This window comes from Companilactobacillus insicii (assembly GCF_003946015.1).
GTDB lineage: Bacteria > Bacillota > Bacilli > Lactobacillales > Lactobacillaceae > Companilactobacillus > Companilactobacillus insicii.
The window spans coordinates 84,716-98,096 of the sequence record NZ_RHNU01000003.1; the positions used below are offsets into that span (position 1 = coordinate 84,716).

Genomic DNA, 13,381 nt, shown 5'->3' on the forward strand with positions numbered 1-13,381 from the left:
TAAATATTTTAGTAAATAAAAAAGCTTGCACATGGCAAACTTTTACTAAAACATTATTTATAAAATTGGAGTCCATATTTCACTATAAGCACTTTGTTGTTCGTCTTTGAATATAGTAAACGAAAAACTAGGAATGTCTCGTATCTTAAAATCAGTTGACGGTAACCATTCTGAATAAATCCTTCCAGTAACATCCTGCATAGCTTGTGGAAATTCTCCTGTCACATAAAATACCGCCCATTTACTATCCGGTACAACTATTTCCTCTAGATCATCAAAAATGTTTTCCTCAGTAGTAGCCATCCCTATCATATGAGTTAAAGAGCCCTCCTTTTCAGGATAACTATCATCAAAATCATAAGATACATTTAATGGATGGTTAAGATCCATATCAGCTAATTGATGCATTTCATCCCTTTGTTCAGCGGTTATAGACTTTGCTAACTCCAATATACTATTATTCTCACCCTTAAATTGCATCGGTATTTTTCTAGATACTCCCACAATATTAAACTTTGGCATTGATTTGATTTTGTATTCCATGGGTATTCCTCCTTTAATATCAATGAAAAACACAAACTTCGGTACCTCTTTTTGAATTTTGTTTTTCATAACATCTGAAGGTAAGAAACCGCTCCATTCTTTGAACGCACGAGCAAATCCGTCAATGGACTGATAACCATATTTATATGCAACATCAGTGACTCGACTACCAGAAATCAGTTCTCTATTAGCTGAAGACAAACGACGATTTTTTATATACTCATAAAAACTCATATTAGCTAAATAAGAAAACATTCTTTTAAAATGATAACTCGACATCCCTACTATCTTTGATATATCATCATCCAAAATTTTTTCTGTCAAATGTTCTTCAATGTAATCCATCAATTGGTTAAATTCCTTAAGCATTATCTTACCCCCATGTATTACATTTTAATTCGAACATTAATATCAAACTCGACAATTAATGAACCAGATTTATCGAATTATCATCTTACGAATATAGTCCACGACTCCATTTTGATTATTGCTATTTGTAACATGACTTGCAGCACTTTTTACCTCATCCGTTGCATTACCCATTGCAACACCATCACCAACATACTCCAACATTTCAATGTCATTTCCACCGTCTCCAAAGGCACACATTTCTTCAGGACTAATGTTCAAAAGCTCACTTAGTTTCTTCAATCCTGTGGCCTTATTGACTCCCGGTTTAATAATATCAATTGAACCATGACCACTAGATACTGGTATAGCAATACCGTCCAATGAAACCATCAACTCAATAACCAATTTATCGGTTACTTCATTCGGACAGTTAGATGCAAATTTCAAAATTTCATCATCTACGTCTTTAAAGCTCGTAACCTTTTTCAATCTAAAATAATACTTATTAATGTCCTTAAATAATTCATCGGAAATAGTATCTAAGACATACGCACTCTTCTTACCACATGCCACCAATTGTAAATTTGGTATTTGTGAAGCAATATCAACAACTTTCATATAATTAATTGGTGTAAAACTTGATGACCAGTATTCTGTACCATTGAACATTATCAACGCACCATTTTCGGAAACGTAGATTGTTTCAGGATATTTCTCAAAAAAAGAACGTAACTGAAAATATTGATTTCCACTGGCCACAACAAACTTTATATCATTGGCATCTATTAACTTGTGCACTTCTTCAAATGACTCAAAATCATAACTGTTCTGGCTATTCAAAAAAGTCCCATCCATATCAGTTGCAATCAATTTAATTTTAGACATTAGTTACCTCTAATTCTCAAAATATTTTTGCTTTTCCAATTCCCAAGTTTTGTGATCTTCTTCAGTGATTTCCCGTAATACGCGGCATGGATTTCCAACGGCAATAACATTATCAGGAATATCTTTAGTAACTACTGAGCCTGATCCAATAACAACATTACTTCCAATAGTAACTCCTGGATTGATAATGGCACTAGCACCAATCCAGACATCATTTCCAATCGTTATTGGTTTCCCATACTCATATTCTTGGTTACGAACAATTGCATCGATAGGATGTCCAGCCGTATACAGTCCAACACGTGGACCAAACATTACATTATTACCAATTGTAATGGGTGCAATATCTAGAAATATACAATCATAGTTCGCATAAAAATCCTCACCAATAGTTGTATGAATTCCATAGTCAGTATGAAATGGTGGTTCAAAATAAATATTTTCTCCAGTTTTTCCAAATAACTTTTTAAGTATATCTTTACGAATCTCACCGTCATCTTCAGTCGTACGATTATATAAACGAGTTAAACTTTTTGCGCGATGTGAATCACTCGCTAATTCAGGATCACTGGCAATATAAAGATCACCAGCTAACATTTTTTCTTTTTGTGACCGCATATTCTTCTACCTCTCATATTTGTAAATCGGTTACATTTTAAATTCTATCATTTTTGGGCAAAGAAAAAACACCCACAATTGTGAGTGTTTGGATACTGAAGTATTCTTATTAATCTTTAACTAGCAATGAAGTAAATGCTCCAAGCAACAATGAAATCGCCATAAAAATAAAGGCATTAGCAAAGTTACCACCAGATTGTTGAACAATACTACCAATCAATATTGGAGCAATAAAACCACCTAGTGTACCACCAGTACCAACGATTCCTGAAGCGGATCCAATGATTTCCTCAGGAAAAATCTTCTGTGGCCATGAAGCAGTGGCCGCAAAAGTAGAAACAATAAACATCCCACTTATTGCAACACTTATAATTGCAACGACCAGACTCTTAGCCAAAATCAGACCAACAATTCCGATTACGGCAATAATTGCACTACCAATAATAAATTGTTTCTGTTTACCTGCGAAAACTCTTGTCAAAATAATACCAGTTCCCAAACTACCAATAATTTGCATAATAGCACTAACGGCCATAATTGCTCCAGCTTGAGCAACAGTCAAATTAAAAGTATGAGTCAAATAACTAGGCATCCATGACATAGCTCCATAGGTAACGATATTTTCAAGTAGTAATATTATAAAAATCAGAATCACACTGCGATTTTTAATCGTCTGACTAAAAGGCATTTTCTTCTGTATTTTGACCTCAGATCTAACCTCACCTGAATCATTTGGAAGCATAAATAAAACACAGATGAACGCTATAACGAATAAGGTACCCAGCATATAATATCCATAACGCCAATTAGCAGAAATAACATTTGCACCTAGTGTATAAGCTAAAATTCCACCAATACCAGTTGTCGTTAAAATACCGGACTGTGCAAGAACTCTCTTCTTTGGTTCAAAGTTCTCAGCAATAGCCTTAGAAGTAGATGGCGGATAACCTCCGTGACCCAATCCTGCTAAAAATCTAATACCTATAAATAAGACCAAACTACTTACAATACCAAAGAAATACGAAGTTACTGCAATACTTGCTAATGATATTAACAAGATTCTCTTAGCTCCAACTTTATCAGCCAACCATCCACCAGGGATTTGCATACATGAATATGCTAAGAAAAAAGCACTCATGATTAATCCTGTTTCAGTAGTTGAAAGATTGAAATCTTTAGCAATTGGAATTACAGCCGTTGAAATCATGGTTTTATCCATATAAACCATCGTATAACCAATCATCAAAGCTACAATAACTTTCATATTGCTTCCCGACATTCTCGGTTTAGTTGATTCTTTTCCCATAATATCACCGCCCTTCAAATATATTTATTTAAAGAAAATCGTGTTTAGATTATCTAAACACGGGTTTGCTGTTACGATACAACACATCTTCGACGCCTTCAAGAACATTGGCATACCTGGCAGCAGCAAAGAAATAATCTGACAGGCGATTAATAAATTTCAGTACTTCACCATTAATTGACTCGTCTTGCATTAAAGATACTATTTCTCTTTCTGCTCGTCGAGTAACTGTTCTCGCCACGTGAAGATATGATGCCACAACTGAGCCACCTGGTAAAATAAACTTTTTTACTTGTGGTGCTGCAGCCATATATTTATCAATTTTTTTCTCCAACCAATCAACAGTTTCATCATTTTTGAATATATATTCATGTTTATCATCGTCATCCGGCGTTGCTAGATCTGTCCCACAATCAAATAATAATTGCTGTATTTCTTGTAATTCATCTTTTAATTCCGAAGTTTTATCATTCAAACTTGCTGCAACAAGACCAACTAATGAGTTAAGTTCGTCAACTGTTCCGTAAGAATCAATACGCTTATCAGATTTGTACAAAACGTCATTTCCAATAATACGAGTCTGCCCTTTATCACCTGTTCTTGTATATATCCTCATTAGTTACTCCTTCTTGATAAATAAATTATATTTTTCTTTGTAGTTATTAAACATTTTAATCCAACGTTTGCCGACTAACAATAATAATACTGCTGTAAATACGGCATGTATTAAATCAAAGTAAAAACTTCCTGCGATTGAAATACCTACACTTTTCCAAGTAATCGGATTTACAAATCCAATAATATAGTAAATATCCATGATCCATCCCATAATAAAACCTGAAACAAATCCCCAAACAGTCAGAACCCAACGTTGCATGAATTTACTAGACATTAATCCCGATACCAATCCAATTATCCCCAAAGCAAACATCTGCCATGGAGTCCATGCACCTTGACCAAAATACATATTAGATGTCAGGGCAATTATTGTACCCATCAAGAACCCCGTTTCCGGTCCACTAACGATTGCTCCCATAATTAAAATAAATAATTCTGGTTTGACAGATGGTAAACTTGCAAATAAAACTCGTCCTCCAACAGCTAATGCACAAATAATGGCAATAAATACTATCTCACGAGAGTTTTTGTGAGAATGCTCAAATTTTAAAAAGTAAATTCCAATAGTCAACGCTAAAAAAATAAACGATAGTAACAAATAATTCTTACTCCCAAAAATTGCTAACAATACCAAAATAATAATTGAGATGGCAATTAGTGAGATTGATTTCTTGTTCAAAAAAAGTTCCTCCTTCAATCATCATCAAATAATAGTTTAATTTAAATCAAGCCATAATTCTTAGTTTTTTTTAAAATAACTCTTAAAAATGGTAATTATGTTGTCAACTATGTATAATATCTGTAAGCGATGGCATTACTAATAAAATGGTAATTATATCGAATTCTAATATATTTTTATGCAATTATTTGCACAAAGGGGTGTATTTTATGCAAGATAGTTTAACTTTACAATTACTAGGTGAATTTATTGGAACTTTAGTTCTAATTTTACTTGGTGACGGTGTTGTTGCAGCTGTTAGTTTAAAAAAATCAAAAGCTGAGGGTGCGGGTTGGATTGCAATTGCACTTGGCTGGGGACTTGCAGTAACTCTTGGGGTTTACTGTTCTGGATTCTTAAGCCCAGCTCATCTTAATCCAGCGGTTACTTTAGGAATGGCAATTGCGGGATTATTCCCGTGGTCATCAGTAATTCCTTACATTATTGCTCAAACATTAGGTGGTATCGTTGGTGCGGTATTAGTATGGATTAACTACTACCCACATTGGGCAGAAACAAAAGATCCAGATGCAATCCGTGGTATATTTGCAACTGGACCTGCAATCAGAAACTATCCAATGAACTTCATCAGTGAGTTCATTGGAACATTCGTTTTAGTATTTGCACTACTAGCATTTACTCGTGGTAAATTCACAGATGGATTAAATCCAATGGTTGTTGGTGTATTGATCACATCAATCGGATTCTCTCTCGGTGGTACAACTGGTTACGCCATTAATCCTGCCAGAGACTTAGGACCAAGAATTGCTCATCAAATCTTACCTATCGCTAACAAGGGTGATTCCGACTGGGCATATAGTTGGGTTCCAATCTTAGGACCTATGGCTGGTGGTGCCGTGGGTGCACTTGTCTACTTATTAATTCCTTAAAACAAAAAGATATAGGACAAATTTTATTATTTGTTCTATATCTTTTTTAGATTATCCCACGTTAAAGCATCCGGAAAACTATCTCTGGATGCTTTATTTATTTCGGTTGTATAAAAAAATTTATCTTTAAAAAAATCAACTGGCTTCTTAAATTCACTTAATGTTCCATCAAACATCATTGATACATAATTAAATCTTGTAGCGAACACCAGATCATGACTATTACAAAAAAGAACTCCACCCGTTGCCAAATAGTCATCTAACAACTCATTCAACTTCAAAATCATATTAGGATCTAAGCCCTTAGTTGGTTCATCTAAGAACAATACTTCAGGATTTTTAATTAATCCGATTATCAATGCTAAAAACTCTTGTTGACCACCGCTTAAATCATATGGACTCACATCTTTTAATTTCAACAGACCATATTGCATCAGTATCAAATCAACTTGCTGCGAGGTTATTTCGGGATTATGTTGCTTAAGTTGAAATTCTATCTCTCCGAAGACAGTATCTGCAATAAACAGCAAAGCCGGATTTTGAGGTAAAACAAAAAGTTTTTTGTAAATATCGTTACTTTTATTCTTAACCGTCTTCCCATTTAAAATAACTTTTCCAGATTGTTGCTTCAGCTGTTGTGAAATAACCTTGATTAGGGTAGATTTACCAACACCGTTAGGACCAACGAGACAATAAGAAATCCCTCTCTTTAGTTTAAAACTAACTTTATCAACGATCTTTCTAGATTCAAAACCAAATCTGAACGATAGATTCTTCGCCTCTAATACATTTTCTGTATCTAACACATTTTTAGAATTATCAATATAGTGAATTTCATTTTCGTGCTTCATAAGTACTTGGCTAAATTGACTATTACTTAATGGTAAGGAAACTGAATCATTATCCAATAATTCAAGATATGCACGATCAATTTGAGATAAATAATTCTTATAAAAATCGTCTTTGAACATTTTTTTTAATGCTGAATTAACGTTATCATCCAACAATATTGATCCGTCTTCAATTATCGCCAAACGACTGGCATAAAATATATTTCGTTCCAATGAGTGTTCTACTAAAACAACCGTTATATTTAATTCTAAGTTGACCTTATGAATCATTTGGATGAGCTTCTCAGCAGAAATTGGGTCGAGTTGAGATGTCGGTTCATCTAGTAGTAAAATATCTGGACTTGTGATCAAAGCTGCAGCCAAATTTATTAACTGTTTTTGACCGCCTGAAAGTTCCTGTTCAGTTAAATCCAGCAAATCAATAATTCCAAAGTAACTAGCTACTTCAGCAATTTTCATATGGCGTTCATCTATTGAATAACCCATGTTTTCTAATATAAAGTTAAACTCATCCCTAGCACATTCAGTTATCATCTGATTATCCACAAATTGAGAAATATAAGCTACGTTCTTATCTTCTACCTGACAACTCAAATTCCCTTTAACAACATTGCCAACCACTAGACCAGACTTCAATTGCTTCAACAGAGTACTTTTTCCGCTACCAGTTTTGCCGATTAATAATAAAAAATCACCCTTATTAATTCTCAAATTAACATTATTTAACGAAAGTTTTTGACTGTTGGCGTATTTAAAACTGTAGTTCTCGAAATGTACCATTTCCACCATAAGTATTGAAACACTCCTATTAATATTGGCATTAGAATCATAATTACGTTTATTAAACAAATTACTAAAATATTACTGTTAATTAGAAAAGCAATTTTTGCTGAACCAAAATTGACTTTCCCTATTTTTAAAAATGACATTATTAAATCAAATAGGATCGCAGATCCGCTAATCAATAATAGTATATAGTCACTTATATTATTTAATATTTCTTTTGAGACCTTACTTCGATTGTTATAACCCTTAGTTATTAGTACATCCGATACATTCATAAAGTTAGCAATCGATTTATTCAACACAATTTCGATCAAATCCATCTTTTGGGTAATCTTAGCTTCATCATTGTTACTTTGATAATAACGAAAATTGTATAAATAATTAGTATTTTTAAATATCTCAATAGTCTTAGGTATGAACTTTATTGTTAAGATAAAAATAATTGCAATGCTACGAAAACTACGTGATATTAAATCAAAAATGATTTTTACATTGGTCAGCGCATCATAGATGTAAAAAGCTAATAATAAATTCACAAATGAAAATGCTAAAATACCAGCATTCATTAATGATTCAAAAGTTACTTTTAAAAAGGGTATTTGAAAAATAACATTGGTTCCCCTTTGATTGATAATTATATTAAATAAAAAAGTAGTAATAAAAATAATCAATGAAAACTTAAAATAGCCTTTTGATTCTTCCCTCTTAACGAAGTTCACCATTATCAAAAGTGATAAGAAAATTGCCATAATAATAAGCGGATTAGTAAATACAAGTGATGAAATAATGACTGACAACAAATAAATTAACATTGAAAAATTATTCGTTGAATTTCTAAAACCAAAATAAATTTTTTTCAATTATCCATCACTCTCCTATCTACTCACTAGCACTTTTAAGAATAACACAGTTCAAAGATATAATTGCTCCTACAAAATCCTTATATATTGATAAACAAATTCTCTGATATAATTAGAAACCGTTGAACAAATTTTATCTACGAGGGAGTATTAATCATGAAAAAAAGAATCACGATTTTATTAATGTCATTGTTATTGCTAGTTGGTGTTATCGCACCCGCTGCCACAACAACTGCAGATGCAAAGACTAAAAACATTAAGGTTACTTATGTTTTGAAAAAAAATAAAAAGAAAATTGCTAAGAAGACTGTCACCTTAAAGAAAAATGCTTCTGTTATGACTGGTGTTAAGAAGGCTTGGACTGTTAAAGAAAAGAACAACTTCATTACTTCAATAAATGGCAAAGCTCAAAATAACAAGAAAAAGATGTACTGGACATTTACTGTAAATGGTAAAAAAGTAAATGTTGCTGCTAATAAGAAAAAATTAAAGAACAAAGATAAAGTTACCTTTACACTTGCAAAATATAACGGTTAATAAAAAGATAGCAGGAATAACTTTAATATAGTTATTTCTGCTATCTTTTTTTTGCAATTTACTTCAATTCATCTATTTGTGATTCTACACTAAGCATTTGTACGATCCCAATAGCACATTCAGTCCCCTTATTACCTGACTTACCACCAGCACGGTCAACAGCTTGAGCTAAAGATTCAGTCGTTAAAACACCGAACATAACTGGAACATCACCCTGTAATGAAACCTGACTTAATCCTGACGCCGTTTCTTTGCAGACATAATCATAATGGTTAGTTTCACCTCTAATAACTGCGCCTAACGCAATGATTCCATCAACTAGGCCGCTCTTTGATAATTTTTGAACAACTCGGGCTAATTCCATTGCACCAGGAACATGTACAACTAGGATCTGATCCGAAGTGACAAAATTTTCTTTGAGTTTCTGAACAGTACCCATTAACAATGCATTAGTAACGATACTGTTAAAATCCGCTACCACAATTCCTATTTTTTTAGAATTTTTAATTTGTTTAGTAGTAATTTCTTGCATTTTAATTTACCTCATTCAATATATGATGAAATTTTTCTTTCTTGGTTTTTAAATAAGATTGATTTTCTTTAGTTAGACCAACTTCTAATGGAATTCTTTCAACAACTTCAATCCCCAACTCCTGCAATTGATTGATCTTATCAGGATTATTGGTCATTAGTCTTATTCGGCTAACACCCTTAGATTTGAGTATTTTAGCAGCGAGATCATAATGGCGAGCATCTGCTGGTAATCCAAGCACATGATTAGCCTCAACTGTGTCCATACCCTGATCCTACAAATGATAAGCTCGTAATTTATTAGTCAATCCTATTCCACGACCTTCTTGTCGCAAATATATAACTGCACCACGTCCTTGTTCTTCAATTCTACGCAAGGACTCTTGTAACTGTGACCCACAATCACAGCGAAGTGAACCTAGAGTATCACCAGTCAAACATTCACTGTGAACGCGTACTAATAATGGTTCCTCACCGGTTATATCTCCCTTGGAAATTAGTAAACTTGGTTCCTTCATGCCATCACCATATGCTTGCAACTGAAAATGACCATAAGTAGTTGGCAAATCAACGGTTGAATAAGGTTTAATATCGAGATTATCCTGATACTCTCGATATTTTAAAATGTCGCCAATTGTTAAAAATTGAAGTTCATTTTGTTTAGCAAGCAATTGCAGATCTTTTGTTCTTGCCATCTTGCCACTATCCTTAACTATCTCGCAAATATATGCCACCGGTGTCGCTCCTGAAAGTCTTGCTAAATCAACTGCCGCTTCAGTATGACCACCACGAACTTTGACTCCACCTTCTCTAGCAATAAGTGGAAAAATATGTCCTGGATGATAAAAACCATCCCAATTACTATCTGGATCTGCCAAAGCTTTGATAGTATCAGCACGGTCATAAGCTGATATCCCAGTAGTGGTTGTTTTAGTATCAAGGGTAATCGTAAAAGCTGTTCCAAAGGCATCTGTTCCATGCGAAATCATCGGTTCTAGTGATAATCTATGAGCTACTTGCGGACTCATTGGAGCACACAATAATCCTTTGGCTTGACTAATCATCATATTGACAGAATTAGGTGTCACAAAATCTGCCAAGCCGATCATGTCTCCTTCTCCTTCACGATCAACTGAATCGGCGACAACAACCAAGTTACCCTTCTTTAACTCTTCAATGGCTGATTCAACTCTTTTAATAACTTCACTTTTACTCATAATTAGCTACCTCTTTATTCATCTTCACAGCGTATTTACCTAAAATATCTGTCTCAATATTTACTCTTTTTCCACAAGCTAAATTTCCTAATGTTGTTTCACTTAATGTGTAAGGAATCAATGCTACTTGGAACCAATCTGCTCCAACGGACACAACGGTTAAACTGACGCCATTGATTCCAACTGATCCTTTCTCAACAATAAAGGGCATCTGATTTGAATTTATTTTAAAAGTAAAAACCTTTGAAGTTGATTGCTTCTCAATATTGCTTACCACAGCTGTTGTATCGATATGTCCTAAAAGAAAATGTCCGTTTAAACGTTCTGTCACTTTTAAAGCCGGTTCCAAATTGACTAAACTACCTGATTGAAGTTCATCAAAAGTAGTTCTTCTTAAAGTTTCTGGCATCGCATCAACCCCAAAATCATTATTTTGAAACTTAGTAATTGTTAGACATACGCCATTAATAGAAATACTTTCACCAATTGAGAAGTCCTTCGAATTGATTATTTTTGATGCAATCCTAATTTGCTTTGTTCCATGGTCTTCTTGAAATTGAACAACTTTTCCCTGTCCTTTGACAATTCCTGTGAACATCAATACACCCTCTTTGCAAAAACTTTTAAATCTGATCCTAATTGAGAAACTTTTTCGATTTTAAAATTCACCATATCAGAAATTCCTTTACCCCAAACACTAGGAAGCCCAGATCCTCCAATCAATTTTGGTGCAACATATGTAATCAATTGATCTACTAAACCACTCTCAATAAAATCCGCATGAATGTGACTTCCACCTTCAATTAACAAAGATTGAATTCCTTGTTTCGTCAAAAAGTCGATAATTTCTTTGGGAGTCCAGATATCATCTACTACCACATGGACATTTTCTGGTAAATATTGTTCATTTTTATGATTAGTTAAAATATAAATGGAACCTTTTTCTTTAAATATTGATTGTTGTAAATTCAATTTTCGAGCATCACGTACTAATACGACTCTATACGGTGGAAATAAAGGATTAGTGCGAACCGTTAATTTTGGATTATCAATCTTTAGAGTATTTTCACCAATTAAAATTGCTTGATTCATCGATCGTAATTTTTGAGTATCTTCAAAACTATCTTTTCCAGTTAATTTAGTTCTATAACCATTTTCCTGATTAATTTTCCCATCTAAAGACATTGCATATTTCAAAGTAATAAGTGGTCTGCCATTTTGAAAGAAAAAATTATAGGCTTGATTTAGCGATTCGCTATTATCCAAGTTAGTTACTTGAATACCATGTTCTTTCATACGGTCAACACTCTTACCAGAAACTTGTGGATTAGGATCAATTTGACCGATAACTACTCTCTTAAAGCCCAGTTCAATTATTTTATTAACACATGGTGGCGTCTTTCCTTGATGACTACAAGGTTCCAAAGTCACATAAATTGTCGCCCCAGTAGCCTCTTTCTCGTTTTTTAAATGACTAATAGCGTCAATTTCAGCATGTTTTTCACCAAAGCGATGGTGATAACCTTTTGCTAAAATTTGACCATTTTTAACAATAACTGCACCAACCAAAGGATTCTGCCAAGTTTGACCGAATCCCTTTTTAGCTTGATTCATTGCTATTTCTAAATACTGTTGATCTGTCAATCTTATTCACCCCACAAAAAAAGACCCCGCATAAAATGCGGGGCCCCATTATTTTTATTAAGCCAAATAAGACTTCTTTCGAAGACAATCTCAAACAAACGTACTGAGTACGAAAAAATCTTATTTTCTTCTCCCATCCAGACTATACTGTCGGTTCCAGACTCACACTGGATCCACCGCAAAAAGCGGGTCACGGACTTCAACATTTAGTTGTTACCGTCGGTCGGGAATTGCACCCTGCCCCGAAGAAATCATTATTTAGTTTTCACAGGAGATAGTATCACAGTAAAAAAACAATTGCAATTATGCATGGTGATAATTAATTACATAAATGAATCAATTAGTATTATTAATATGACGTTCATGAAAAGCCTTATAACCGTGCTCTACAAAATAGTTCATTAGTTTTACATCATGCTTCCAAGCCGTTGTTCTTTGCCAATGATGTTGATAATTAACATAAAATGAGCCTCGTAAAGTGTACTGAAATAACAAATCTGCATCTTTTTGATTGAGACTGGTCTTTTTCATAATATCCGGAATCATTTTCTCTTTTTCATGTGCATAAATTCGACCAATAATATACTCCGTCAAATTTGAGTCCATAAATAAGGCTTGATATTTACCCGATTTAGCAACCCTTTGACATGCCGGAATAAACGATTCATTGTTAAATGACATATTTTCAGAAACAAGTTCAAAATCAAGCGCATCATCTAATACAGAATTTAACAATGAGGTCACATTATCAAAATGTAAGTAAAAGGTAGTACGAGTAATACCAGCTTTTCGACACAATTTTGCTACTGTTATTTTTGAATATCCATTCTCATCAACTAACTTCAAAAACGAATCTTTCACTATTTGTATTGTATATAAAGTTCTACGATCAACTTTTCTATTTATATTCACCATTCTAAACTCCATTACACTTTCCAAGTTATGTCCATAAAAGTACAGCTTTATAATAACTGTTATTAACTTTTACTTTCCATTGGTTAGAATAAACTTTATTAATTTCATTAC

General features: G+C 33.5%; 14 protein-coding genes, 1 pseudogene and 1 riboswitch. Of the genes and pseudogenes, 2 read left to right on the forward strand and 13 right to left on the reverse strand.

From position 1 onward, the window contains the following. Positions 1-57 precede the first annotated feature (57 nt). The 6 genes from EKM79_RS01765 to EKM79_RS01790 form a co-directional block, all read right to left on the reverse strand. Positions 58-912 carry an AraC family transcriptional regulator gene (locus EKM79_RS01765; RefSeq protein ID WP_125565421.1) on the reverse strand — a complete coding sequence of 285 codons (855 nt, stop codon included), beginning with the start codon at positions 910-912 and terminating at the stop codon, positions 58-60. 69 nt (positions 913-981) lie between these two features. After that, positions 982-1,779 carry a Cof-type HAD-IIB family hydrolase gene (locus EKM79_RS01770; protein WP_125565422.1) on the reverse strand — a complete coding sequence of 266 codons (798 nt, stop codon included), beginning with the start codon at positions 1,777-1,779 and terminating at the stop codon, positions 982-984. A gap of 9 nt (positions 1,780-1,788) precedes the next feature. Continuing rightward, entirely contained in the window at positions 1,789-2,397 is a 609-nt protein-coding gene (locus tag EKM79_RS01775; protein ID WP_125565423.1) for a sugar O-acetyltransferase, read from the reverse strand. A gap of 109 nt (positions 2,398-2,506) precedes the next feature. Continuing rightward, a complete protein-coding gene (locus EKM79_RS01780; protein WP_125565424.1) occupies positions 2,507-3,703 on the reverse strand; it encodes an MFS transporter in 1,197 nt (398 codons plus the stop codon). Positions 3,704-3,752: 49 nt separating this feature from the next. Further along, positions 3,753-4,319, reverse strand: a complete 567-nt coding sequence (locus tag EKM79_RS01785) for a cob(I)yrinic acid a,c-diamide adenosyltransferase (protein WP_125565425.1) — start codon at positions 4,317-4,319, stop codon at positions 3,753-3,755. Positions 4,320-4,322: 3 nt separating this feature from the next. Continuing rightward, positions 4,323-5,000 (reverse strand): ECF transporter S component family protein, encoded by a 678-nt coding sequence (locus tag EKM79_RS01790; protein ID WP_125565426.1) that lies wholly within the window; start codon positions 4,998-5,000, stop codon positions 4,323-4,325. Between the two features lie 209 nt (positions 5,001-5,209). On the opposite strand from EKM79_RS01790, the gene EKM79_RS01795 reads away from it, so the two are divergent. Continuing rightward, entirely contained in the window at positions 5,210-5,929 is a 720-nt protein-coding gene (locus tag EKM79_RS01795; RefSeq protein ID WP_125565427.1) for an MIP/aquaporin family protein, read from the forward strand. Between the two features lie 35 nt (positions 5,930-5,964). On the opposite strand, the gene EKM79_RS01800 is transcribed toward EKM79_RS01795, so the two are convergent. Further along, positions 5,965-7,569, reverse strand: a complete 1,605-nt coding sequence (locus EKM79_RS01800) for an ABC transporter ATP-binding protein (RefSeq protein WP_125565428.1) — start codon at positions 7,567-7,569, stop codon at positions 5,965-5,967. Beyond that, complete coding sequence (locus EKM79_RS01805) at positions 7,503-8,426, reverse strand: energy-coupling factor transporter transmembrane component T (protein WP_125565429.1); 924 nt, start codon at positions 8,424-8,426, stop codon at positions 7,503-7,505. Before EKM79_RS01805 ends, EKM79_RS01800 begins: the two co-directional genes overlap by 67 nt. 156 nt (positions 8,427-8,582) lie before the next feature. Here EKM79_RS01805 and EKM79_RS01810 point away from each other — a divergent pair, with 156 nt between their 5' ends. Further along, the gene (locus EKM79_RS01810) at positions 8,583-8,963 is read left to right on the forward strand and encodes a DUF4430 domain-containing protein (RefSeq protein ID WP_125565430.1); all 381 of its coding nucleotides are present in this window, start codon (positions 8,583-8,585) and stop codon (positions 8,961-8,963) included. Between the two features lie 58 nt (positions 8,964-9,021). Here the strand turns inward: EKM79_RS01810 and ribH are convergent, their stop codons facing one another. The 5 genes and pseudogenes from ribH to EKM79_RS01835 all read right to left on the reverse strand — a co-directional run bounded on the left by ribH (position 9,022) and on the right by EKM79_RS01835 (position 13,270). After that, positions 9,022-9,495 (reverse strand): 6,7-dimethyl-8-ribityllumazine synthase, encoded by a 474-nt coding sequence (gene ribH, locus EKM79_RS01815; RefSeq protein WP_125565431.1) that lies wholly within the window; start codon positions 9,493-9,495, stop codon positions 9,022-9,024. A 1-nt stretch (position 9,496) separates the two neighbouring features. Next, positions 9,497-10,711 (reverse strand): annotated as a pseudogene (ribA, locus tag EKM79_RS01820) (GTP cyclohydrolase II). After that, complete coding sequence (locus EKM79_RS01825; protein WP_125565432.1) at positions 10,704-11,309, reverse strand: riboflavin synthase; 606 nt, start codon at positions 11,307-11,309, stop codon at positions 10,704-10,706. The pseudogene ribA and the gene EKM79_RS01825 overlap by 8 nt, the downstream one beginning before the upstream one ends. Beyond that, positions 11,309-12,355, reverse strand: a complete 1,047-nt coding sequence (gene ribD, locus EKM79_RS01830; RefSeq protein WP_125565433.1) for a bifunctional diaminohydroxyphosphoribosylaminopyrimidine deaminase/5-amino-6-(5-phosphoribosylamino)uracil reductase RibD — start codon at positions 12,353-12,355, stop codon at positions 11,309-11,311. Before ribD ends, EKM79_RS01825 begins: the two co-directional genes overlap by 1 nt. Positions 12,356-12,476: 121 nt before the next feature. Beyond that, a riboswitch (FMN riboswitch) is annotated at positions 12,477-12,609 on the reverse strand. 82 nt (positions 12,610-12,691) lie between these two features. Then, the gene (locus EKM79_RS01835) at positions 12,692-13,270 is read right to left on the reverse strand and encodes a TetR/AcrR family transcriptional regulator (RefSeq protein WP_125565434.1); all 579 of its coding nucleotides are present in this window, start codon (positions 13,268-13,270) and stop codon (positions 12,692-12,694) included. Between the last annotated feature and the right edge of the window lie 111 nt (positions 13,271-13,381).

Coding starts and splice junctions, on each gene's coding strand:
- EKM79_RS01765 (WP_125565421.1), bottom strand. CDS start 912: ATGCTTAAGGAATTTAACCAATTGATGGATTACATTGAAGAACATTTG.
- EKM79_RS01770 (WP_125565422.1), bottom strand. CDS start 1,779: ATGTCTAAAATTAAATTGATTGCAACTGATATGGATGGGACTTTTTTG.
- EKM79_RS01775 (WP_125565423.1), bottom strand. CDS start 2,397: ATGCGGTCACAAAAAGAAAAAATGTTAGCTGGTGATCTTTATATTGCC.
- EKM79_RS01780 (WP_125565424.1), bottom strand. CDS start 3,703: ATGGGAAAAGAATCAACTAAACCGAGAATGTCGGGAAGCAATATGAAA.
- EKM79_RS01785 (WP_125565425.1), bottom strand. CDS start 4,319: ATGAGGATATATACAAGAACAGGTGATAAAGGGCAGACTCGTATTATT.
- EKM79_RS01795 (WP_125565427.1), top strand. CDS start 5,210: ATGCAAGATAGTTTAACTTTACAATTACTAGGTGAATTTATTGGAACT.
- EKM79_RS01800 (WP_125565428.1), bottom strand. CDS start 7,569: ATGGTGGAAATGGTACATTTCGAGAACTACAGTTTTAAATACGCCAAC.
- EKM79_RS01810 (WP_125565430.1), top strand. CDS start 8,583: ATGAAAAAAAGAATCACGATTTTATTAATGTCATTGTTATTGCTAGTT.
- ribH (WP_125565431.1), bottom strand. CDS start 9,495: ATGCAAGAAATTACTACTAAACAAATTAAAAATTCTAAAAAAATAGGA.
- EKM79_RS01825 (WP_125565432.1), bottom strand. CDS start 11,309: ATGTTCACAGGAATTGTCAAAGGACAGGGAAAAGTTGTTCAATTTCAA.
- EKM79_RS01835 (WP_125565434.1), bottom strand. CDS start 13,270: ATGGTGAATATAAATAGAAAAGTTGATCGTAGAACTTTATATACAATA.